16 protein-coding genes, 1 pseudogene and 1 riboswitch are annotated in these 16741 nt (G+C 38.9%); of the genes and pseudogenes, 3 read left to right on the top strand and 14 right to left on the bottom strand.

The genetic code is table 11. The features are described 5' to 3' along the window. Positions 1–56: 56 nt before the first annotated feature. Both rpoZ and gmk read right to left on the bottom strand, forming a co-directional pair. A complete protein-coding gene (gene rpoZ / locus ACQV2T_RS01220) occupies positions 57–251 on the bottom strand; it encodes a DNA-directed RNA polymerase subunit omega (protein WP_428873762.1) in 195 nt (64 codons plus the stop codon). Continuing rightward, the gene (gene gmk, locus ACQV2T_RS01225; RefSeq protein WP_428873763.1) at positions 248–889 is read right to left on the bottom strand and encodes a guanylate kinase; all 642 of its coding nucleotides are present in this window, start codon (positions 887–889) and stop codon (positions 248–250) included. The genes rpoZ and gmk overlap by 4 nt, the downstream gene beginning before the upstream one ends. A gap of 190 nt (positions 890–1079) precedes the next feature. Between gmk and ACQV2T_RS01230 the strand changes: the two genes are divergently transcribed. Beyond that, a complete protein-coding gene (locus ACQV2T_RS01230) occupies positions 1080–1430 on the top strand; it encodes a hypothetical protein (protein WP_428873764.1) in 351 nt (116 codons plus the stop codon). A gap of 95 nt (positions 1431–1525) precedes the next feature. Here the strand turns inward: ACQV2T_RS01230 and ACQV2T_RS01235 are convergent, their stop codons facing one another. The 10 genes and pseudogenes from ACQV2T_RS01235 to uvrB all read right to left on the bottom strand — a co-directional run bounded on the left by ACQV2T_RS01235 (position 1526) and on the right by uvrB (position 13157). After that, entirely contained in the window at positions 1526–2125 is a 600-nt protein-coding gene (locus ACQV2T_RS01235; protein ID WP_428873765.1) for an energy-coupled thiamine transporter ThiT, read from the bottom strand. 2 nt (positions 2126–2127) lie between these two features. Next, entirely contained in the window at positions 2128–3816 is a 1689-nt protein-coding gene (locus tag ACQV2T_RS01240) for a ribonuclease J (RefSeq protein WP_428873766.1), read from the bottom strand. Between the two features lie 228 nt (positions 3817–4044). Next, on the bottom strand, positions 4045–6150 hold the full coding sequence (gene pnp / locus ACQV2T_RS01245) for a polyribonucleotide nucleotidyltransferase (protein WP_428874121.1): 2106 nt from the start codon (positions 6148–6150) through the stop codon (positions 4045–4047). 161 nt (positions 6151–6311) lie between these two features. Then, positions 6312–6581 carry a 30S ribosomal protein S15 gene (gene rpsO / locus ACQV2T_RS01250; RefSeq protein ID WP_428874122.1) on the bottom strand — a complete coding sequence of 90 codons (270 nt, stop codon included), beginning with the start codon at positions 6579–6581 and terminating at the stop codon, positions 6312–6314. Between the two features lie 131 nt (positions 6582–6712). After that, positions 6713–7246, bottom strand: coding sequence for an NUDIX hydrolase (locus tag ACQV2T_RS01255; RefSeq protein ID WP_428874123.1), 534 nt, complete (start codon positions 7244–7246; stop codon positions 6713–6715). After that, positions 7233–8507 (bottom strand): bifunctional folylpolyglutamate synthase/dihydrofolate synthase, encoded by a 1275-nt coding sequence (locus ACQV2T_RS01260; protein WP_428874124.1) that lies wholly within the window; start codon positions 8505–8507, stop codon positions 7233–7235. Before ACQV2T_RS01260 ends, ACQV2T_RS01255 begins: the two co-directional genes overlap by 14 nt. After that, positions 8504–9575, bottom strand: a pseudogene (gene folE / locus ACQV2T_RS01265) (GTP cyclohydrolase I FolE). The gene ACQV2T_RS01260 and the pseudogene folE overlap by 4 nt, the downstream one beginning before the upstream one ends. Before the next feature lie 3 nt (positions 9576–9578). Continuing rightward, entirely contained in the window at positions 9579–9929 is a 351-nt protein-coding gene (gene folB / locus ACQV2T_RS01270) for a dihydroneopterin aldolase (RefSeq protein WP_428874125.1), read from the bottom strand. Positions 9930–9937: 8 nt separating this feature from the next. Further along, on the bottom strand, positions 9938–10930 hold the full coding sequence (folP, locus tag ACQV2T_RS01275; protein WP_428893135.1) for a dihydropteroate synthase: 993 nt from the start codon (positions 10928–10930) through the stop codon (positions 9938–9940). A 75-nt stretch (positions 10931–11005) separates the two neighbouring features. Continuing rightward, a riboswitch (THF riboswitch) is annotated at positions 11006–11098 on the bottom strand. 61 nt (positions 11099–11159) lie between these two features. Next, on the bottom strand, positions 11160–13157 hold the full coding sequence (uvrB, locus tag ACQV2T_RS01280) for an excinuclease ABC subunit UvrB (RefSeq protein WP_428876406.1): 1998 nt from the start codon (positions 13155–13157) through the stop codon (positions 11160–11162). A gap of 186 nt (positions 13158–13343) precedes the next feature. Between uvrB and rpsT the strand changes: the two genes are divergently transcribed. Then, positions 13344–13604, top strand: a complete 261-nt coding sequence (rpsT, locus tag ACQV2T_RS01285; RefSeq protein ID WP_428874128.1) for a 30S ribosomal protein S20 — start codon at positions 13344–13346, stop codon at positions 13602–13604. 163 nt (positions 13605–13767) lie between these two features. On the opposite strand, the gene ACQV2T_RS01290 is transcribed toward rpsT, so the two are convergent. Together ACQV2T_RS01290 and holA are read right to left on the bottom strand one after the other, a co-directional pair. Further along, positions 13768–14745, bottom strand: a complete 978-nt coding sequence (locus ACQV2T_RS01290; protein ID WP_428893136.1) for a diaminopimelate dehydrogenase — start codon at positions 14743–14745, stop codon at positions 13768–13770. A gap of 15 nt (positions 14746–14760) precedes the next feature. Continuing rightward, positions 14761–15780 (bottom strand): DNA polymerase III subunit delta, encoded by a 1020-nt coding sequence (holA, locus tag ACQV2T_RS01295; RefSeq protein ID WP_428893137.1) that lies wholly within the window; start codon positions 15778–15780, stop codon positions 14761–14763. A gap of 130 nt (positions 15781–15910) precedes the next feature. Between holA and ACQV2T_RS01300 the strand changes: the two genes are divergently transcribed. Further along, positions 15911–16642 (top strand): gamma-glutamyl-gamma-aminobutyrate hydrolase family protein, encoded by a 732-nt coding sequence (locus tag ACQV2T_RS01300; protein WP_428874132.1) that lies wholly within the window; start codon positions 15911–15913, stop codon positions 16640–16642. Positions 16643–16741: the final 99 nt, after the last annotated feature.

Raw genomic sequence — 16741 nt, forward strand, 5'->3', positions numbered from 1 at the left:
AAGCTACTATGAAATCATTAAAAATGATCTGCATAGTAGCCTTCTTATTCGCCCTCTTATTTTTTAATGGATAATACGCCCGCAACAACTTCTTCTAAAGCCTTGCCTACAGGTTTATCTGATTGATAGTCTTGTAATTGCATAATTTTATAATCTTCCATTTCTTTAGCGCGTTTACTTGCCAAAGTTATTAAAGAATACTTAGATGGTTCTTTTTTCAATAATTCGTCAATTGATGGATATAGCATCATGATTGCTTAGCCTCCTCTTCAAAATATGCATTAATATCTGCCTGGATCGAATGCATGACTCTTTCAACCCTTAGATGTTCACTTTTAATTATAGCATTAATTTCATCGACCGCCTCAGAAATTTCATCATTAACTACCACGTAATCATAGTGACGCATTAATTCAATTTCCTCTTTAGCTTTATTCATACGGCGAGCGATTACTTCTTGGGAATCCGTTCCACGATCGGTTAGACGGGACTCCAACTCATTCAGACTTGGAGGCGCTAAGAAAATGAAAATTCCCTCAGGAATCTTCTCTCTCACCTTACGGGCACCTTGAACTTCAATTTCAAGAAATACATCGCGTCCTTGCGCTAAATTTTCTTCAATAGATGCTAGCGGCGTCCCGTAGTAATTTCCAACATATTCCGCGTACTCTAACAAGGCTTCTTGGGAAATTAAGTCCTCAAATGATTCTCTACTCATAAAGAAGTAGTCTACCCCTTCTAATTCACCTGGTCGACGCTCTCGAGTAGTTGCTGAAACAGAATAAACATAGTCACAATTTGAATCTTCAAAAATCGCGCTGCGAACTGTTCCTTTTCCGACACCCGAAGGGCCTGATAAAACGATTAATAATCCCCTTTGTTTTAACATGACTTCCCTCCATTACTTCATGTTCTATATAGTACCACAATTCACTCTCTACATAAAGATAAGCTGAAAAATAAATAAAATACAGCCATTATGAAATGCGAAAATTTGTTCGTAAAAAGGTTGACAAAAAGAACCTTTGTTCGTATAATATAATTACAAACAAACGTTCGATATTAAAGGAGAGGTTTTTATGGAATTACCCATCAAAAGACAAACTAACTGGCTTGGCCGTGTAAGCCAATCCCTTTTTCAACCTTTCTTTCAACCCACTCCACTTATCAAAGAATCTATTGAAATGATGCCCCTTGCACAAGTTGAAAGAATCCTTCATCAAGCTTATATCAAGCAAGTTCCTTTAAACATACTCATTGAATATTATTTACCCGATCAAACAATGGATATGACCGAAATGGAAGCATATGTACTGGCTCCAATTGGTTCACAAAACAACGTTAGCCTGCAAGTAGGAGCCAATCACTTCCTTTTAAATTTGAATCAAATTATTAATGTGACTGCCATCACAGAAACTTTAATTGCTTAAGTCCATTAATCGATTAAAGATTTGATTAAAACAGCATCCTCCCCGCTGTTTTTTAAAAGCCCTCATCATTAAGATGGGGGCTTTAATTAATTTTGTTAATCATTTAATAAACTAGAAGTTTCTTTGCGTGAAAGATATTTACTGCGTTTGGGAATAATTGTTTGTGGCATAAATCGCGCAAGCAGCACTAGGACACTTGCTGATAGCAGCCAGGATAATAAAAGACCTAGCCAATGGTTAAGATTATTGAACTCAAATAAGACTTCTTCACCCAAGGCAAATGGCACAATCAGTTGGCGAATAGCAATAAATAATATTAAAGCTAAAAGACTGCCAGTGAAGATATTCAAATAAGTAGAAGAGTAACGTTTATTGTTCAAGGTCTTTTGTGTATATTTCGCAAATAAACCGGTTACTCCTACTGCTAAGATGGGAGCAATCCATTGAACGATTAAGACTAACCCATCATCTAATCCCCCGTTAAGCACTCCTTGGATAATTCCTACCAAAAGTCCGCTAATAATAGCTGATGGGGCGCCATGGCGCAATGCCAACCACATTAAAGGAATTAAGGCAATAATTAGCTCAAGCCCAAAAAAATTAATGGCTGCTTCATCAGACACAAAAAACAAGATTAGGGATAGGACAAGAGCAATCACCATGTCCCAAAATTGTCTAATACTGCGTTTATTCATAATTATTTATCACCTTTTTTTACTTGATAATTTGAAGCTTCCATAATAATCGGTAGGATAACCGGACGACGTTTAGTCTCCTTATATAGATACTTACCAATTTTTTCACGCAGATCGCCCTTAAGATTATTCCAATCAAAATCATCTGAAACAATGTGTTTTTCTAAAACATCTAGCGTAATATCTGAACAAGCTTCAATTAAATCAATGGAAGTTTTCATAAAGACGAAACCACGCGAGGTAATTTGTGGGCCAACTAGAATTTTCTTCAAACGACGTGAAATAGTCGCGACTACAACGAAAATTCCGTCTTCACTTAAAATACGACGGTCTCTTAAAACCACATTCCCAATATCGCCTACGCCACTTCCATCGACTAAGACATCCCCTGCTGTCACCTGACCTGCTTGGATAACTTTTCCGTTTTCAAAGCTTAATACATCTCCAATAGATGGGATAATAATTTGATCTTCAGACATTCCCACTTGCAAGGCTAGATCACCGTGGGCTCTTAACATACGGTATTCCCCACTGACTGGAAGTAAAAAGTCCGGTTGAATAAAGTTTAACATTAATTTTAAATCATTGGGTGTAGCATGACCCGATGTCTTAAAGTGGTCTGTCACACTCATAACCCGAGCACCGGCTCTATAAATCATATCTTTGGTACGAGTCACACTCTTTTCCATTGAAACAGATGGAGTGGTTGCAATATAAACCGTATCATCTTCCTTTATGGTGACTGTTTTATGCTTACCTTGAGCCATGGCTTGGATAGTTTGAATCGGTTCGCCCACATCGCCAGTAGCCAGAATAACAATTTGATCCTCTTGATATTTATCGATATTTTTAAAATTACCAAAGACATCACGACTTGGAATAGAAATTTTATCTAACTTTAAAGCGACATCGACAATTTCGTAAAGGTCTTTGGTTGGGAAGAAAATGGTTCGTCTTGAATGGTGAGCTGCTTCTAAGACTTGCTGAATACGCATAATGTTCGAGCCAATCGTCCCTACTATCACTCTTCCTCGCGCATTGCGGAAGACTTCTGTTATTTCTTCTGTAATAACACGATCATTCACATTTTCCACTGGTGATTCTGCCTCAGCAGAGTCACTCAATAAGGCAAGAACCTTTTTCTTACCTAAGTCTGTCAACCGACCAAAATCAGTGCGGTAAGCTTGAGAAGCTGAAGGGTCAAAGCGGAAATCGCCTGTGAAGACAATCGCCCCATCTTTAGTATCTATCACAATTCCGACTGAATCTGGAATGGTGTGAGTGGTAGGGAAGAAAGAAACATTGACATCACCAAATTCAATTTCAGTTTCTGAATCAATCACATGGAAATTTTCAAGGCGGTCATCGTGTCCTTGTCTACGAGCAGAAATAGAAGCCAATTCAATCGTTAACTGGGTTCCAAAAACCGGGGCATCAATCTTATCTAATAAATAAGGTAAGGCACCTACTGCATCGGCATGCCCATGTGACAAGAAAATCCCCACTACACGCTCAGCATTTTCTTCTAAATAGGTGAAGTCTGGAATCACCATATCAATTCCTAATAAATCATCTTGTGGATACAATAGCCCACAATCTAGCACAAATATGGCTTGATCGACTTCGACCAAATACATATTCTTGCCTTCTTCGCGAACACCACCTAAGGGAATAACTTTAATCTCACTCATAATACACCTCTATTATTATTTTTTCATATTTTATTAAACGCTTAGCAGCTTGATCTCCGTTAAGGGGTCAAATTCTGGCTTATCTCAGTTATTATAACATAGACCACCTTAAATTAAAATTTGAGCCTCTTTCCACCTCAACGACTACTGATTAAAGACTAATGAATTAGAATAAGCCCCCTTCATTTATAGGAGGGGGCTAAGACTTATTAAATTTATCGTTAATAATTATTCTGGCTTTTGCATTAACACTTTACGTGATAAATCAATCCGACCTTTTTCATCGATACTGGTTACTTTGACTGTTACAGTATCCCCAATATCAAAGACATCTTCGACCTTTTCAATGCGACGATGATCAATTTGAGAGATGTGAAGCAAACCTGATTTACCAGGTAGGACTTCCACAAAGCAACCATACTTCTCAATTCTAATAACTTTACCTTCGTATATTTTATTGACTTCCACATCTTCAACTAAGCTAAGCACAATCTCTTTTGCCTTTTTAATCATAGCTAAATCTGAAGAAGCAATGCTAACTTGTCCTTCTTGAGAAATATCCATCTTAACGCCAGTTTGGTCAATAATGGAGTTAATGGTGTCACCACCCTTACCAATAACCACCTTAATTTTTTCAGGATCAATTTGAACCATTTCAATCTTCGGTGCATAAGGACTTAATTCTGGTCGTGGTTGAGCTAATTCACGAGTGATATTATCTAGGATTTCGAGACGGGCTTTTTTAGCTTGGGCTAAAGCTTCTTCTAAAATGGCCTTAGTAATTCCTTTTATCTTAATATCCATTTGTAAGGCCGTAATGCCTTCGGCAGTCCCCGCCACTTTAAAGTCCATATCGCCTAAGTGATCTTCTAAGCCTTGGATATCGGTTAGGACAGTGTAGTTATCGCCGTCCATCACTAAGCCCATAGCAATTCCTGCCACCGGTGCTTTAATCGGAACACCGGCATCCATTAATGCCAGCGTACCGGCACAAATGGATGCTTGTGAAGAAGAACCGTTGGATTCTAATACTTCAGCCACTAAACGAATAACGTATGGAAATTCTTCTTCTGAAGGAATCACTTGGGTTAAAGCTTTCTCACCTAGCGCACCGTGACCAATTTCACGACGACCTGGTGAACCCACTCGTCCGGTTTCTCCTACTGAGAAGTTAGGGAAGTTATAATGATGCATGAAGCGTTTGCCTTCTTCTAATCCAAGACCATCAATAATTTGATGTTCAGATAAAGGAGCCAAGGTAGCTACTGATAAAGCTTGCGTTTGTCCACGGGTGAAGAGTCCTGAACCATGGGTACGTGGTAAAATGCCAGCCAAAGATTCCAAAGGACGAATTTCATCTATTTGACGACCATCTGGACGAATACGGTCATGGGTAATCAACCGACGAACGACTTCTTTTTCTAAGTCCTGCATAGCCGAAGAAACATCTTTCAGTTTCTCTTCTAAATCTTCTGCTTCGGCATACTTTTCACTAAAGAAAACTTCAGCTTCTTCACTCAATTGATTAACCGCTTCATCGCGGGCTTGTTTTTCCTGTGTTTTAACAGCTGTAACCATTTTTTCATTGTATAAGCTCTTGACTTGCTCAGTGATTTCTTGATCGATTTGAACTAATTCAAATTCAAATTTTTCTTTTCCAACTGCTTGGACAATCTCTTTTTGAAAGGCCACTAATTCTTGAATATTAGCGTGTCCAAACAATAAGGCTTCCAGCATATCCTCTTCTGATGCTTCCTTAGCAGAAGATTCTACCATGTTGATCGCGGTCGCAGTCCCTGCTACGGTTAAATCAATCTCAGAAACTTCTTTTTGGTCGGGTGTAGGGTTGATAACAAATTCACCATCGACACGTCCCACATCCACTCCGGCAATCGGTCCATCAAATGGTATATCTGAAATAGCCAATGCTAGCGAAGAACCAAACATAGCTGCCATCTCTGGTGAGCAATCTTGTTGAACTGAAAGGACTGTATTAGTAATTTGAATTTCATTCCGCACGCCTTCAGGAAACATTGGGCGGATTGGACGGTCAATTAAGCGGGCAGTCAGGGTCGCGTTATCAGAAGGTCTACCCTCACGTTTTAAGAAACCACCCGGCACCTTACCAACCGCATACATTTTTTCAATGTAGTGAACCGTTAAGGGGAAGAAATTCATCGGTGAAGGGGATTTGGAAGCGACAGCAGCAGTCAAAACGACTGTATCGCCATAACGTACTAAAACTGCTCCATTGGCTTGTTTAGCCATTTGTCCTACTTCAACAATTAAGGGACGGCCTCCCCAATTTGTTTCAAATACTTGTTTAGTTGTCATAACATAACTCCTTTTAAATTTTTAATCATTCGGAGTAGCACTAAACAAAAATCAACCGTTTAAAGTTTAAACGACTCATTTTTGTATAGTGTGAAACTCCGAACAAATCTACTAGTAATATAACAAAAAGGATGGCTAATTGCCATCCTTTAGTCGCAGGATTAACGACGTAATCCTAATCTTTTAATTAAATCACGGTAACGAGTAACGTCCTTGTTACGTAGGTAAGCAAGAAGGTTACGACGGTGACCAATTTTCTTCATTAATCCACGATAAGAGTGAAAATCTTTCTTATGTGTTTTAATATGGTCGTTTAAATTGTTGATGTCTTCTGTTAAGACAGCAACTTGAACCTCAACAGAACCGGTATCACCTTCGTGACGTGCGTATTCTTTCATGATTTCAGTTTTACGTTCTTGTGTTAATGCCATATTATTCACCTCTTTCTATTTTATTTCCACTAGCTAAGTAAAGCGTTGGTGATGCGCTAAACCGAGCGAGGGCATTGTTCTGAATTTTCATACAGAACAATGATTAATTATAGTTTAAAGCAGTCTCATAATCAAGGGGTTTTCTTAATTAATTGGAAATAGGGCTGAAATTCGTCTGGAGCTTGATCTTCTGCTAATAAGTGAACAGCCAATTCTGATTGAGCGCTTTGTTTAGTGGTCCCTTGGAAGTAGTACCTAAAATCTAGATGATAATGAGCCCCTTCGCCTTTTTGTGGGTTAGCGGGGATGGCAAATAGATTAAGGTCTACTAATTCGGACTGAGTAAGGGAGGTGAATTTTAAACCCGTTTCTTCGTATAGCTCACGCAAGGCTGTTGTTTGAGGGGTCTCCCCTATTTCCACGTGTCCTGCAGGTAATAAAGTTTTATGTAAATAAGGATGATGAATAAAAACTAAAGACTGATCTTGAAAAACCAAGGCTGAAGCTGATAAGTGCAATGGACTTTTGCGGTCCAAGAGATTGCTTGCAGGATATTGATCCATTATTTCTTGGAGCCTTAAAAACTTCTTCTGATTAAAGAAGGGTGAGACTTTAATCAATTCTTGCGCATTATTCAAAAGCTCTGCTGCATTAATTTGTTGCAAACAAATCCCTCACTTTTTTTATCAGATGGAAAGAGCCCACAACCATAATAGGATCGTCTTGGTCTTCCATCAGTTGTTTTAAGCCTGCACGACTATCCGGATAAGAAATCACTGAGCTTCCTTTTTGTTCAAAAAGTTTTGCTAGCTCTTTGGTATCCATCGCTCGATCTGGAAAATCGGGCTGGGTCACATAAAAATCAGCAGTTAATTTTAATAATTCATCTAGAATAGCCGGTACATCTTTGTCTTTGAGAAAACCACACAAAATGCTCAACTTTTGACCAGCATATAATGATTGGATGCTAGAGATTAATTCTTGAATGGCATCTAAATTATGAGCAGCATCTAGGATAATGTCGGGAGTGCTTTGCACTTTTTCAAAACGTCCTACCATTCTTAAGTCTTTAAAAGCTTTTGTCATGTCAGTCTCTATAGGAGAAGGTTGTTCACTTTCCAACCATACTTGATACCATTTAAAGACGGTCTTTAAATTTTCATTTTGGAAAGTCCCTAATAAGGGCAAGTAGAGTTCAAAACTTTTTTGATTTAGTTCCACTTGAAAATAATGTGGACGCTTGTAAACAATCTTTTGGTCAGAGCTATCATGGAAAGAACTTTTTTGCTCCGAGCTTATTTGTTTAAGACGCTCAACCACTCCGTTCTTTTGGTTCGGCGCCACAATGACTTGTTGATTTGAACGGATAATACCAGCTTTAGTCTCTACGATAGCTTGCAAAGAATCCCCCAGTAAATTTAAATGATCCATACCAATTTTAGTAAAGATGGCATATTCAGAGTGGCTAATTGCATTGGTCGCATCAAGGCCCCCACCTACACCACATTCTAAAACTAGATAATCACAGGCTAAATGGGCATAATAAAGGATCCCAATCAAAAAGGTGGTCTCAAATTGTGACAAATCTTTTTGTGGGTCTAAGCCTAACACAATCGCCGCTCGGTGAACTTCCGCCATGATACAGCTAAAATCTGACTGACTAATCATTTGGTCATTGACTTTAATACTTTCACATTCTGAATATAAATGAGGACTGGTAAATAGTCCTGTGCGATATCCATGAGCAAGTAATAAATGAGAAATCATATTAGCAGTTGACCCCTTACCATTAGTTCCCGCAATATGGATGATTTTAACGGTTTGGTCCGGTTGGCCCAATTGTTTCAACATGGCTTTTAAAACACTTAGACGGTCTCCTTCACCATAAAGAATAGTTGGTAAATCATCGGTCAAACTGTTAATCATAAGGCGTTCACCTTAGGTAAAGACTGCAGAAATTCATTCCGCAACTGAACATCTTCATTAAAGGCGCCTAAATAATAATTGGTACGGGTAATGGAGTTGACTTTTTGGACCCCGCGCATTTCCACACACATATGACGGGCATCAACCACCACAGCTACTCCCTTAGCATGGGTAATCTCCATCAAAACCTCAGCGACTTCACGCGTAATATTTTCTTGCACATTTAACTTTCTTGCAGCATAGTTTACCAATCTTGGTATTTTTGACAGGCCAATAATTTGTCCATCTTGTGGAAGATAGCCTACATGAACATTCCCAAAAAAGGGTAACATATGATGTTCACACATAGAATAAAAAGGGATATTATTGACTGCCACCATTTGTTGATTAGGACTGGCATCGGTTGGGAACATTTTTCCTTCCGTAAATTCTTCTAAGCGAGTAGAAGCTGTAATTTCCTTTAGCGACTTGGCAACACGTTTAGGTGTTTCAATGAGCCCCTCACGATCTGGGTCTTCTCCGATTTCGATTAAAAGCTCACGAACTAATTCTTCTATACGATTCAAATTAATTTCTTTCATTTTCTACCACTCTTTCTATTCTTTGGTCTTGTGTCTTTTCTAAATGTTCAATGGCTTGATTAATTTGACAATAAGCATAAAAATTGGTGTCAATAATTTCTTTTAAAGGAATTAACACAAACAAACGGTTCATTATTTCGGGATGCGGTAAAGTTAGCTGAGGGTCTTCACTTTCTAGATGGCCAAAATATAAGATATCCATATCTAAAGTTCTAGGTCCCCAAACGATCAATCGCTTTCTTAGTAACTCGGCTTCTATTTCATGAAGGTAGTCCAATAAGTCATAAGGATCTAAGTCTGTTTCAATGGCGAGAGCTTGATTAATGAAGTCATCTTGCACGACTCCTCCTACTGGAGAAGTCTGATAATAGGCCGAGGCTTTTAAGACTTCAATTTGTGGATGAGTTGCTAACAGCTCTTGCCCCTTTCGCAGATTAGCCATCCGATCTCCTAAGTTAGATCCGACACTCAGATAAACAGTTGCCATCCTCTATCCCTCCAATTCAATTTCGGCAGAATCTAAAATACCATCGATGGGTAATTGTAATTTGCGAACATTGACTTTGACCTGACTAATTAGTTGTGGATTGGATTGTTTTATTAAATCTAAAAGGTCAAAAGCAACTGTTTCAATCAAGTCGACCCGTGTTTTTTTTATATATTCAGCAACTAGATCATAAAAATGCGCATAAGAGACTGTTTCATTTAAATCATCTCGCGTGAGACTGGCCTTCATGGTCACCGTCAGATCAACAGCGATATTTTGACCTAATTTCTTCTCTTCAGGAAAATAGCCAATATGCGAATAAAAACGCATGTTATTTAATTTTATCTTAAACATAACTCCTCCTATTTAAGTGGATAAGCAGCAAAATTTGTATCCTCTAAGCCATCAGATAAGCGCAAGTGGTTACCAATTAACGAAGCAATCCGGTGAGAGCTTCCCACATGAACCCTAAGCATTTCGATACCCATAAAAGCAGCGATAGCGGATAAGGCAGCAGAGCCTTCGTCTCTTTGTTTGAATCCTTCTTCGGTTTCAACATCTACATTAAAGCCAGCTTCTTGCAGGGTGTTTTGAATAAAGCGTTTACGAGAAACCCCTAAGAAGCAGGTAAAGCCTTTTTGGTGAATCCGATTGGCTTGATGGATTAATTGGTAGTTCTCACGTTTAGTTAAACCAAAGCCGATACCTGGGTCAAGTGCGATGCGGTCTTTTTTGATACCCGCTTCAGCCGCATACTTTAAAGACTTATCAAAATACTTATCCATCAATTCAACAGCGTCCATTTTGGCAAAAGCGTCCAATTCTGCTTTGCTAAAGACGCCTTCTGCTCCAAACTGCGGAAAGACCTTGGCGGAAGGATGGTCTGGACGGACAATTACTGGATTAGCCATCACAATGACACCAGCTTGAGTTGGTGCAATCACTGAGGCCATGCGCGGGTCACCTAAAAGTCCAGTAATATCGTTGATAATATCGGCTCCGGCTGCAAGCGCTGCTTGAGCAACCTCAGCTTTCCAAGTATCAACTGAGATTATTACATCAGTTTGCGCTCTTAGGGCCTTGATAACTGGGACGACACGTTGGATTTCTTCTTCTACGGCCACATAAGTCGACCCCGGACGGGTAGATTCTCCTCCGATATCAATCATTTGACAACCTTGCTTAATCAGTTCCATCGCTCGCTTACAAGCCACTTCTAGACCAAACCATTTTCCTCCATCTGAAAAAGAATCTGGGGTCACATTGACGATTCCACAGAGAATGGTCGGGTCGCCATGCTTAATCTCACGATGGTTAAAGCGAAAGACTGGCTGTTTTTTTGGATTTACTTGCATGTTTTACTCTCCCCACTTAGATAGTTTGACTCAAAAAAAGAGCACTCTTCAAAAGAGTGCCCTCCACAAGATGAAAACAGCGGAGGCGATTATCTATCGCGTGAGAATCACTTCGTCTTCTAGCGACATCCCATCTAGAAGCACTTTACGTAAATAACCTACTCTGTTTTTGAATTCCCTTATATTGTAAGGGAATACATTAAAAATTACAATGTTAGATTTTTATTACTTATTTTATCTTGAAATGCGCTTTCAACTCCATCATTAAATCACGCGTCTCGGCTGCTTTTTCAAAATTCATTTCTTTAGCATAAGCTTTCATCAACATGGTTAAACGCTCCAGCTCTTCCTCTCTTTGCATCCGAGATAGTTGTTTGAAATCTAGTAAGACATTTTCTTGACGATCTTCTGCTTCCACATCGTGAGTGATACGAATTAAGTCGCGAATATCTTTTTTGATAGTCGTCGGTGTGATGCCATGCTCTTTATTATAAGCTGTTTGAATTTGGCGTCGTCTTTCTGTCTCATCAATCGCTTTTTGCATAGAATTAGTGATGCGGTCTGCATACATAATTACGCGACCGTTTTGGTTTCGAGCGGCTCGACCAATTGTTTGTACCAAGGCACGTTCTGACCTTAAAAAGCCTTCCTTGTCCGCATCTAAAATCGTCACCAGTGATACCTCAGGGACATCTAGTCCCTCTCTTAATAAGTTAATCCCGATTAAGACATCAAAAACACCTAATCTGAGATCACGGATGATTTCCGTTCGCTCCAAAGTCACAATATCTGAATGCAGATATTTGACCTTAATATCCAATTCCCTTAGATAATCGGTTAAGTCTTCAGACATTTTTTTGGTTAAAGTCGTTACAAAGACACGTTCATTTCTTTCCACTCTTAAACTAATTTCGGAAACTAAATCATCAATTTGTCCCTTAATCGGTCGAACCTCTATAACAGGATCCAAAAGACCTGTTGGACGAATAATTTGTTCGACATATTCATGGTTGGTATGTTCTAATTCATAAGGGCCTGGTGTGGCTGAGATATAAATAATCTGATTAATATGGTCTTCAAACTCATTGAGTTTAAGTGGACGATTATCCACAGCTGAAGGTAGACGAAAGCCGTATTCAACCAACTGATCCTTACGCGCCCGGTCACCATTATACATCCCACGAATCTGCGGCATGGTAATGTGGGATTCGTCAGCAACGATTAGAAAATCATCAGGAAAGAAATCTAATAGCGTATAAGGTGGCTCTCCTGGTGCACGCCCATCCAGATGGCGCGAATAGTTTTCAATGCCTGAACAATAGCCCATTTCCAATAACATTTCAATATCATAGTTAGTTCTTTGCTCTAGTCGCTGAGCTTCTAATAGTTTATTCTCAGAGCGTAAGACTTCTAATCTTTCCTCTAATTCTTGACGAATACTTTCAACTGCTCTTTGCGTTTGTTTTTGATTAGCTACGAAGTGGGTAGCCGGATAAATGGGATAGTGTTCGACATCCTTTTTGATTTCACCTGTTAAAACATCTACTTCACGGATACGGTCGATTTCATCACCGAAAAACTCAATCCGAATGACTTCTTTATCTCTTGAAGCTAAAAAGATTTCTAGGACATCGCCACGGGCTCTAAAGGTTCCACGTTGAAAATCAATATCATTGCGAACAAATTGCATGTCGACTAAACGAGCCATCACTTGGTCACGGGCAATTTCTTGACCTTGACGTAAAGAAAGTACATGCTCACGATACATGTCCGGATCAACCAAACCATAAATACACGACACTGAGGCGACTACTATCACATCGTCTCTTTCTAATAAAGAAGAAGAAGCTGAATGACGCAACTTATCAATTTCGTCATTGACACTGGATTCCTTTTCGATATAGGTATCAGAAGATGGCACATAGGCTTCTGGCTGATAATAATCATAGTAGGAGACAAAATATTCGACCGCATTATCAGGGAAAAATTCTAATAATTCGGAATATAATTGACCGGCTAGTGTTTTATTATGAGCTAGGACCAATGTTGGTTTATTGACTTCTTCAATTACCTTAGCCACTGTATATGTTTTACCCGTACCAGTAGCCCCAAGTAAAATCTGCTCTTTTTTTCCTGCTCTTAAACCAGCCGCTAACTCTTTAATTGCCTGGGGTTGGTCACCAGCTGGTTCATAAGGTGATACCACCCTAAATTTATTACTCTTCAAAAACTCGCCTCCATTTATGCTTTTGCTCTTAATAAATTACACAACTTTTGCTTGTCTCACAAGTTCAATGCTTATTAAATAATCTGACTTATTTTTATTGCAAGTTGACATTGTCTTCTGTATAATATTTCTTGTTGACTAAGTTTTCAGACTTAGACTAGATTTATTGAAAAGAGGTGACCATTCATGGCCAATACAGCATCAGCAAAAAAACGTACACGTCAAACTGAAAAAGTTTCTAGCCGTAAACGCACTCAAGTTTCTGCTTTAAGAACTGCAATGAAAAAAGTTCGCGTAGCAGTTGAAACGGGCGAAGGTGATGTTCAAGCATTATACCAAGCCGCAGTTAAAGCTATTGACTCTGCCGCAACTAAAGGCTTAATTCATCACAACAAAGCAGCACGTGATAAATCTCGTTTAGCTAAATTAATTGCATCTGCTAAATAATAATTGAGCTTCCATTGGGAGCTTTTTTGTTTTACTGATTAATCAGACCAAGCATCCTCGTTAATCCTTGTTTGATTAGGGGCCTAACAACAAGCCGATAAATCTTGTTACAGACCCTAATCGAAAGGTTTTAAGAAGGATGCTTTTTATGTTGAACTTCATTTTATAGATACTGATTAAGTAGTTCTTGTCGACTGTGCTTGCTTAAATAAGACACTGGAACATCTAATTGTGTTAAGGCTCCTGATTTTCCTTCACTAGCTAAACGGTAAACCGCTCTGGCATAAGCCAGCAGTAAATGGGCTTGATTAAATCGAGGGTGATTAAAACTTAAGCTCAAATCATAAGTAGTAAGCTCTTGATTGTCTGAAAGGGTCCGAATCAGCCGACCCGCTTTGGCTTCCTTTGAAAGCTTGGTCATCTGATCACTCGAAACAAAATTTATATTCCTTTCAACTTGAGAAAGATAATTAGGTAAGGCCTGTACTTGATCATGAATCCTGTCAGGATTCACTCCCTCTTCCAAAACTAGGTAAGCCACTCTTTCTTGATAGTCAGAAAAACGCAAATCAGCACCTTCCCCTTTTAAAATGGCTTGTATACTTTGAGGAGAGGCTTTGATATATACACTTGCTTGGGCTACTCCTTCTATGCCAGCCAGTGTTTCACTCATTTTTTGACTCCATTCATTTTCGATAAAACGATAATTAGTTGCTTGAGGCATCACAGCTTCTGCCAATAATTGATTGATTGTATAAATACCAGGATTCCACCCTACACCCATCACGGCTAATTTATGGTGAACCTGACTGATAGAATCGATCGATTTTAATAAAAGAGCTGGCTTAGCATAAAAATTATATGTATCCACTAAATTAAAATGAGCCGCATATTCCGTTAGATTATCAGGATTGTCCTCAGTAGAACCCCTGCAGACTAGCAAGACATCAATAGACTCTTTAAAGTTAAGTACTTGTTCCATGGGATGAATAGGCAAAGACTGCAAGGCTTGTGGGAAGTCCTGCTTACTTTGCCGGCTAAAGATATGTTGGATAATTAAGTCTTGGTGTTGATCCATAACTTCCATAATAGCTTGACCCACTTGATCGAAACCTGCGATGGCTAAGCGAATTTTTTGCATAGGAACCTCCTTTAATTAAAGTTGCATGATTTTGGTCAGGATCAGATAGAAAGACGTATCCTTATTGCCTAAACCGGTTTTCATTTGGTAATCAGCTTGAATGAGTTGTAAATAAAGCTGACTAAGTTCTCCTATTTGCATGGGTCGACTGGCTTGAAGGGCTAATTTCACTCGATAAGGATGGACAGAGAGTGTTTGAGCTATTTCATCTTGCTTTATTCCTTGCATTTGTAAGAGTTTAACTTGTAAAAATAAGCGAAACTGCGAAACGATTAAGGCATGTAGTTGAATGGGATCGTGCTTCATTAATATTAAGTCTTGATAAATTTGAATCGAGCGATCAAGCTTGCGGGCTAGTATAGCATTGGTCAATTCAAAGACATCTGAAGCTAGGCTGCGTGTGACTAAAGAATTTACCACTTCCAGGGTAACCTTTTGACCACTTTGAGCAAATTGTTTCAACTTCTCCAATTCAGCCACTGCTTGACTCAATTGATAATCTACACGTTGTAACAAAGCCTTTTGAGCTTCTGTAGTCATCTCAAAATCAGCACTTTGAATATAACTTTGAATAAAGGACTGAACAGCCGCTTCTCCTAGAGGAGAAATATTAATATAAGTCGTCTCTTTCAGGAATGCCTTAGTTAATTTTCGCCTTTTATCCACTTGATCATGAGGGACGATAAAAAGAATACAAGTAGCGGGATTAGGATCCTTCAAATAATCCAACAAGCGCTTTGTTTGACCATCAGTCATTTTTTGTTGAGCTTGGCTGTTTAGAAAATCTACTTGGTCCACTATAATGAGGCGTTGGTCGACAAAAAACGAATAACTTTCTGCTTCATCTAAAACAGTGTCAATGGATACTTCATTAGCATCAAAGCTAGAAAGGTCTAGTTCGCCGGCCAAATTTTCAATTTTTTGAGCCAGAGCTTGTCGAAAATTCTGTTGAAGATAGACTTCACTGCCTTGAAGACAGTAAACATTATCAATCTTACCCTGAACTAAAGCCTGTTTTGCCTTTTGAAATTCCATAATGCCCCTCCTCATCCTCTCTCATTAGTGTACCAAATATTTTATGCTTTGTATGCTATAAAGCCTTTTAACTTGCAGGCACTTTCTTGTATAATAGGAATATCATTATAGTCGCAGAAAGGAATTTATTATGCAACCAATCATCGCAATTACTGGTAGTATTACACCCATTCAAAACGACCCTCGATATGCAGCCTTCGATGCTACTTACACCCCTCACTTTTTTGTAGAAGCTATTATTGAAGCGGGAGGGATTCCACTCGTTCTACCCATCAATAACCAATATCCAATTGAAGCCATTATTGACCGTATAGACGGTCTGATCCTAACTGGTGGACAAGATGTGGATCCACGTTTTTATCAAGAAGAACCTCATTTAAAATTAGGATCTTTAAATATCGACCGTGACCACCATGAATTAAAATTAATTAAACATTTTATGCAAGCTGGCAAGCCAATCCTTGGTATCTGTCGTGGTATGCAATTAATTAATGTTCTTCAAGGTGGGAACCTCTATCAAGACCTCAGCTTGTATCCAGAATGGGCTATTCAACACGTGCAAAAATCAGAATTAAACCGTATGACCCACCGGGTTAAAATTGATCCCAATTCCCGTTTAAGTAATTGGATGGGAACTGGTGATTACGTCAACAGTCTTCACCATCAAGCCATTAAAGAGCTGGGTAAAGACTTAAAAGCCATTGCCTGGTCAGGTGACCATCTGGTTGAAGCCATTGAATCCACTGATCCAAATGTGGATATTTTAGCTGTCCAATGGCACCCTGAACTCACTTACAAACATCAAGAAAGCAGTCGAGCTATCTTTAAAGATTTGGTAGAACGGGCTAAAAATAAGCAGTAATTTTTAATTAATCAAACAAAAACGAATCCTGCATAGGATTCGTTTCAGACTGTAGACAAAGTCCTCTAAATCACCAACCTATGGTGATTTAGAGGGCTT

The sequence above is a fragment of the Facklamia sp. P13069 genome (assembly GCF_050409405.1).
Classification (GTDB): Bacteria; Bacillota; Bacilli; order Lactobacillales; family Aerococcaceae; genus Facklamia.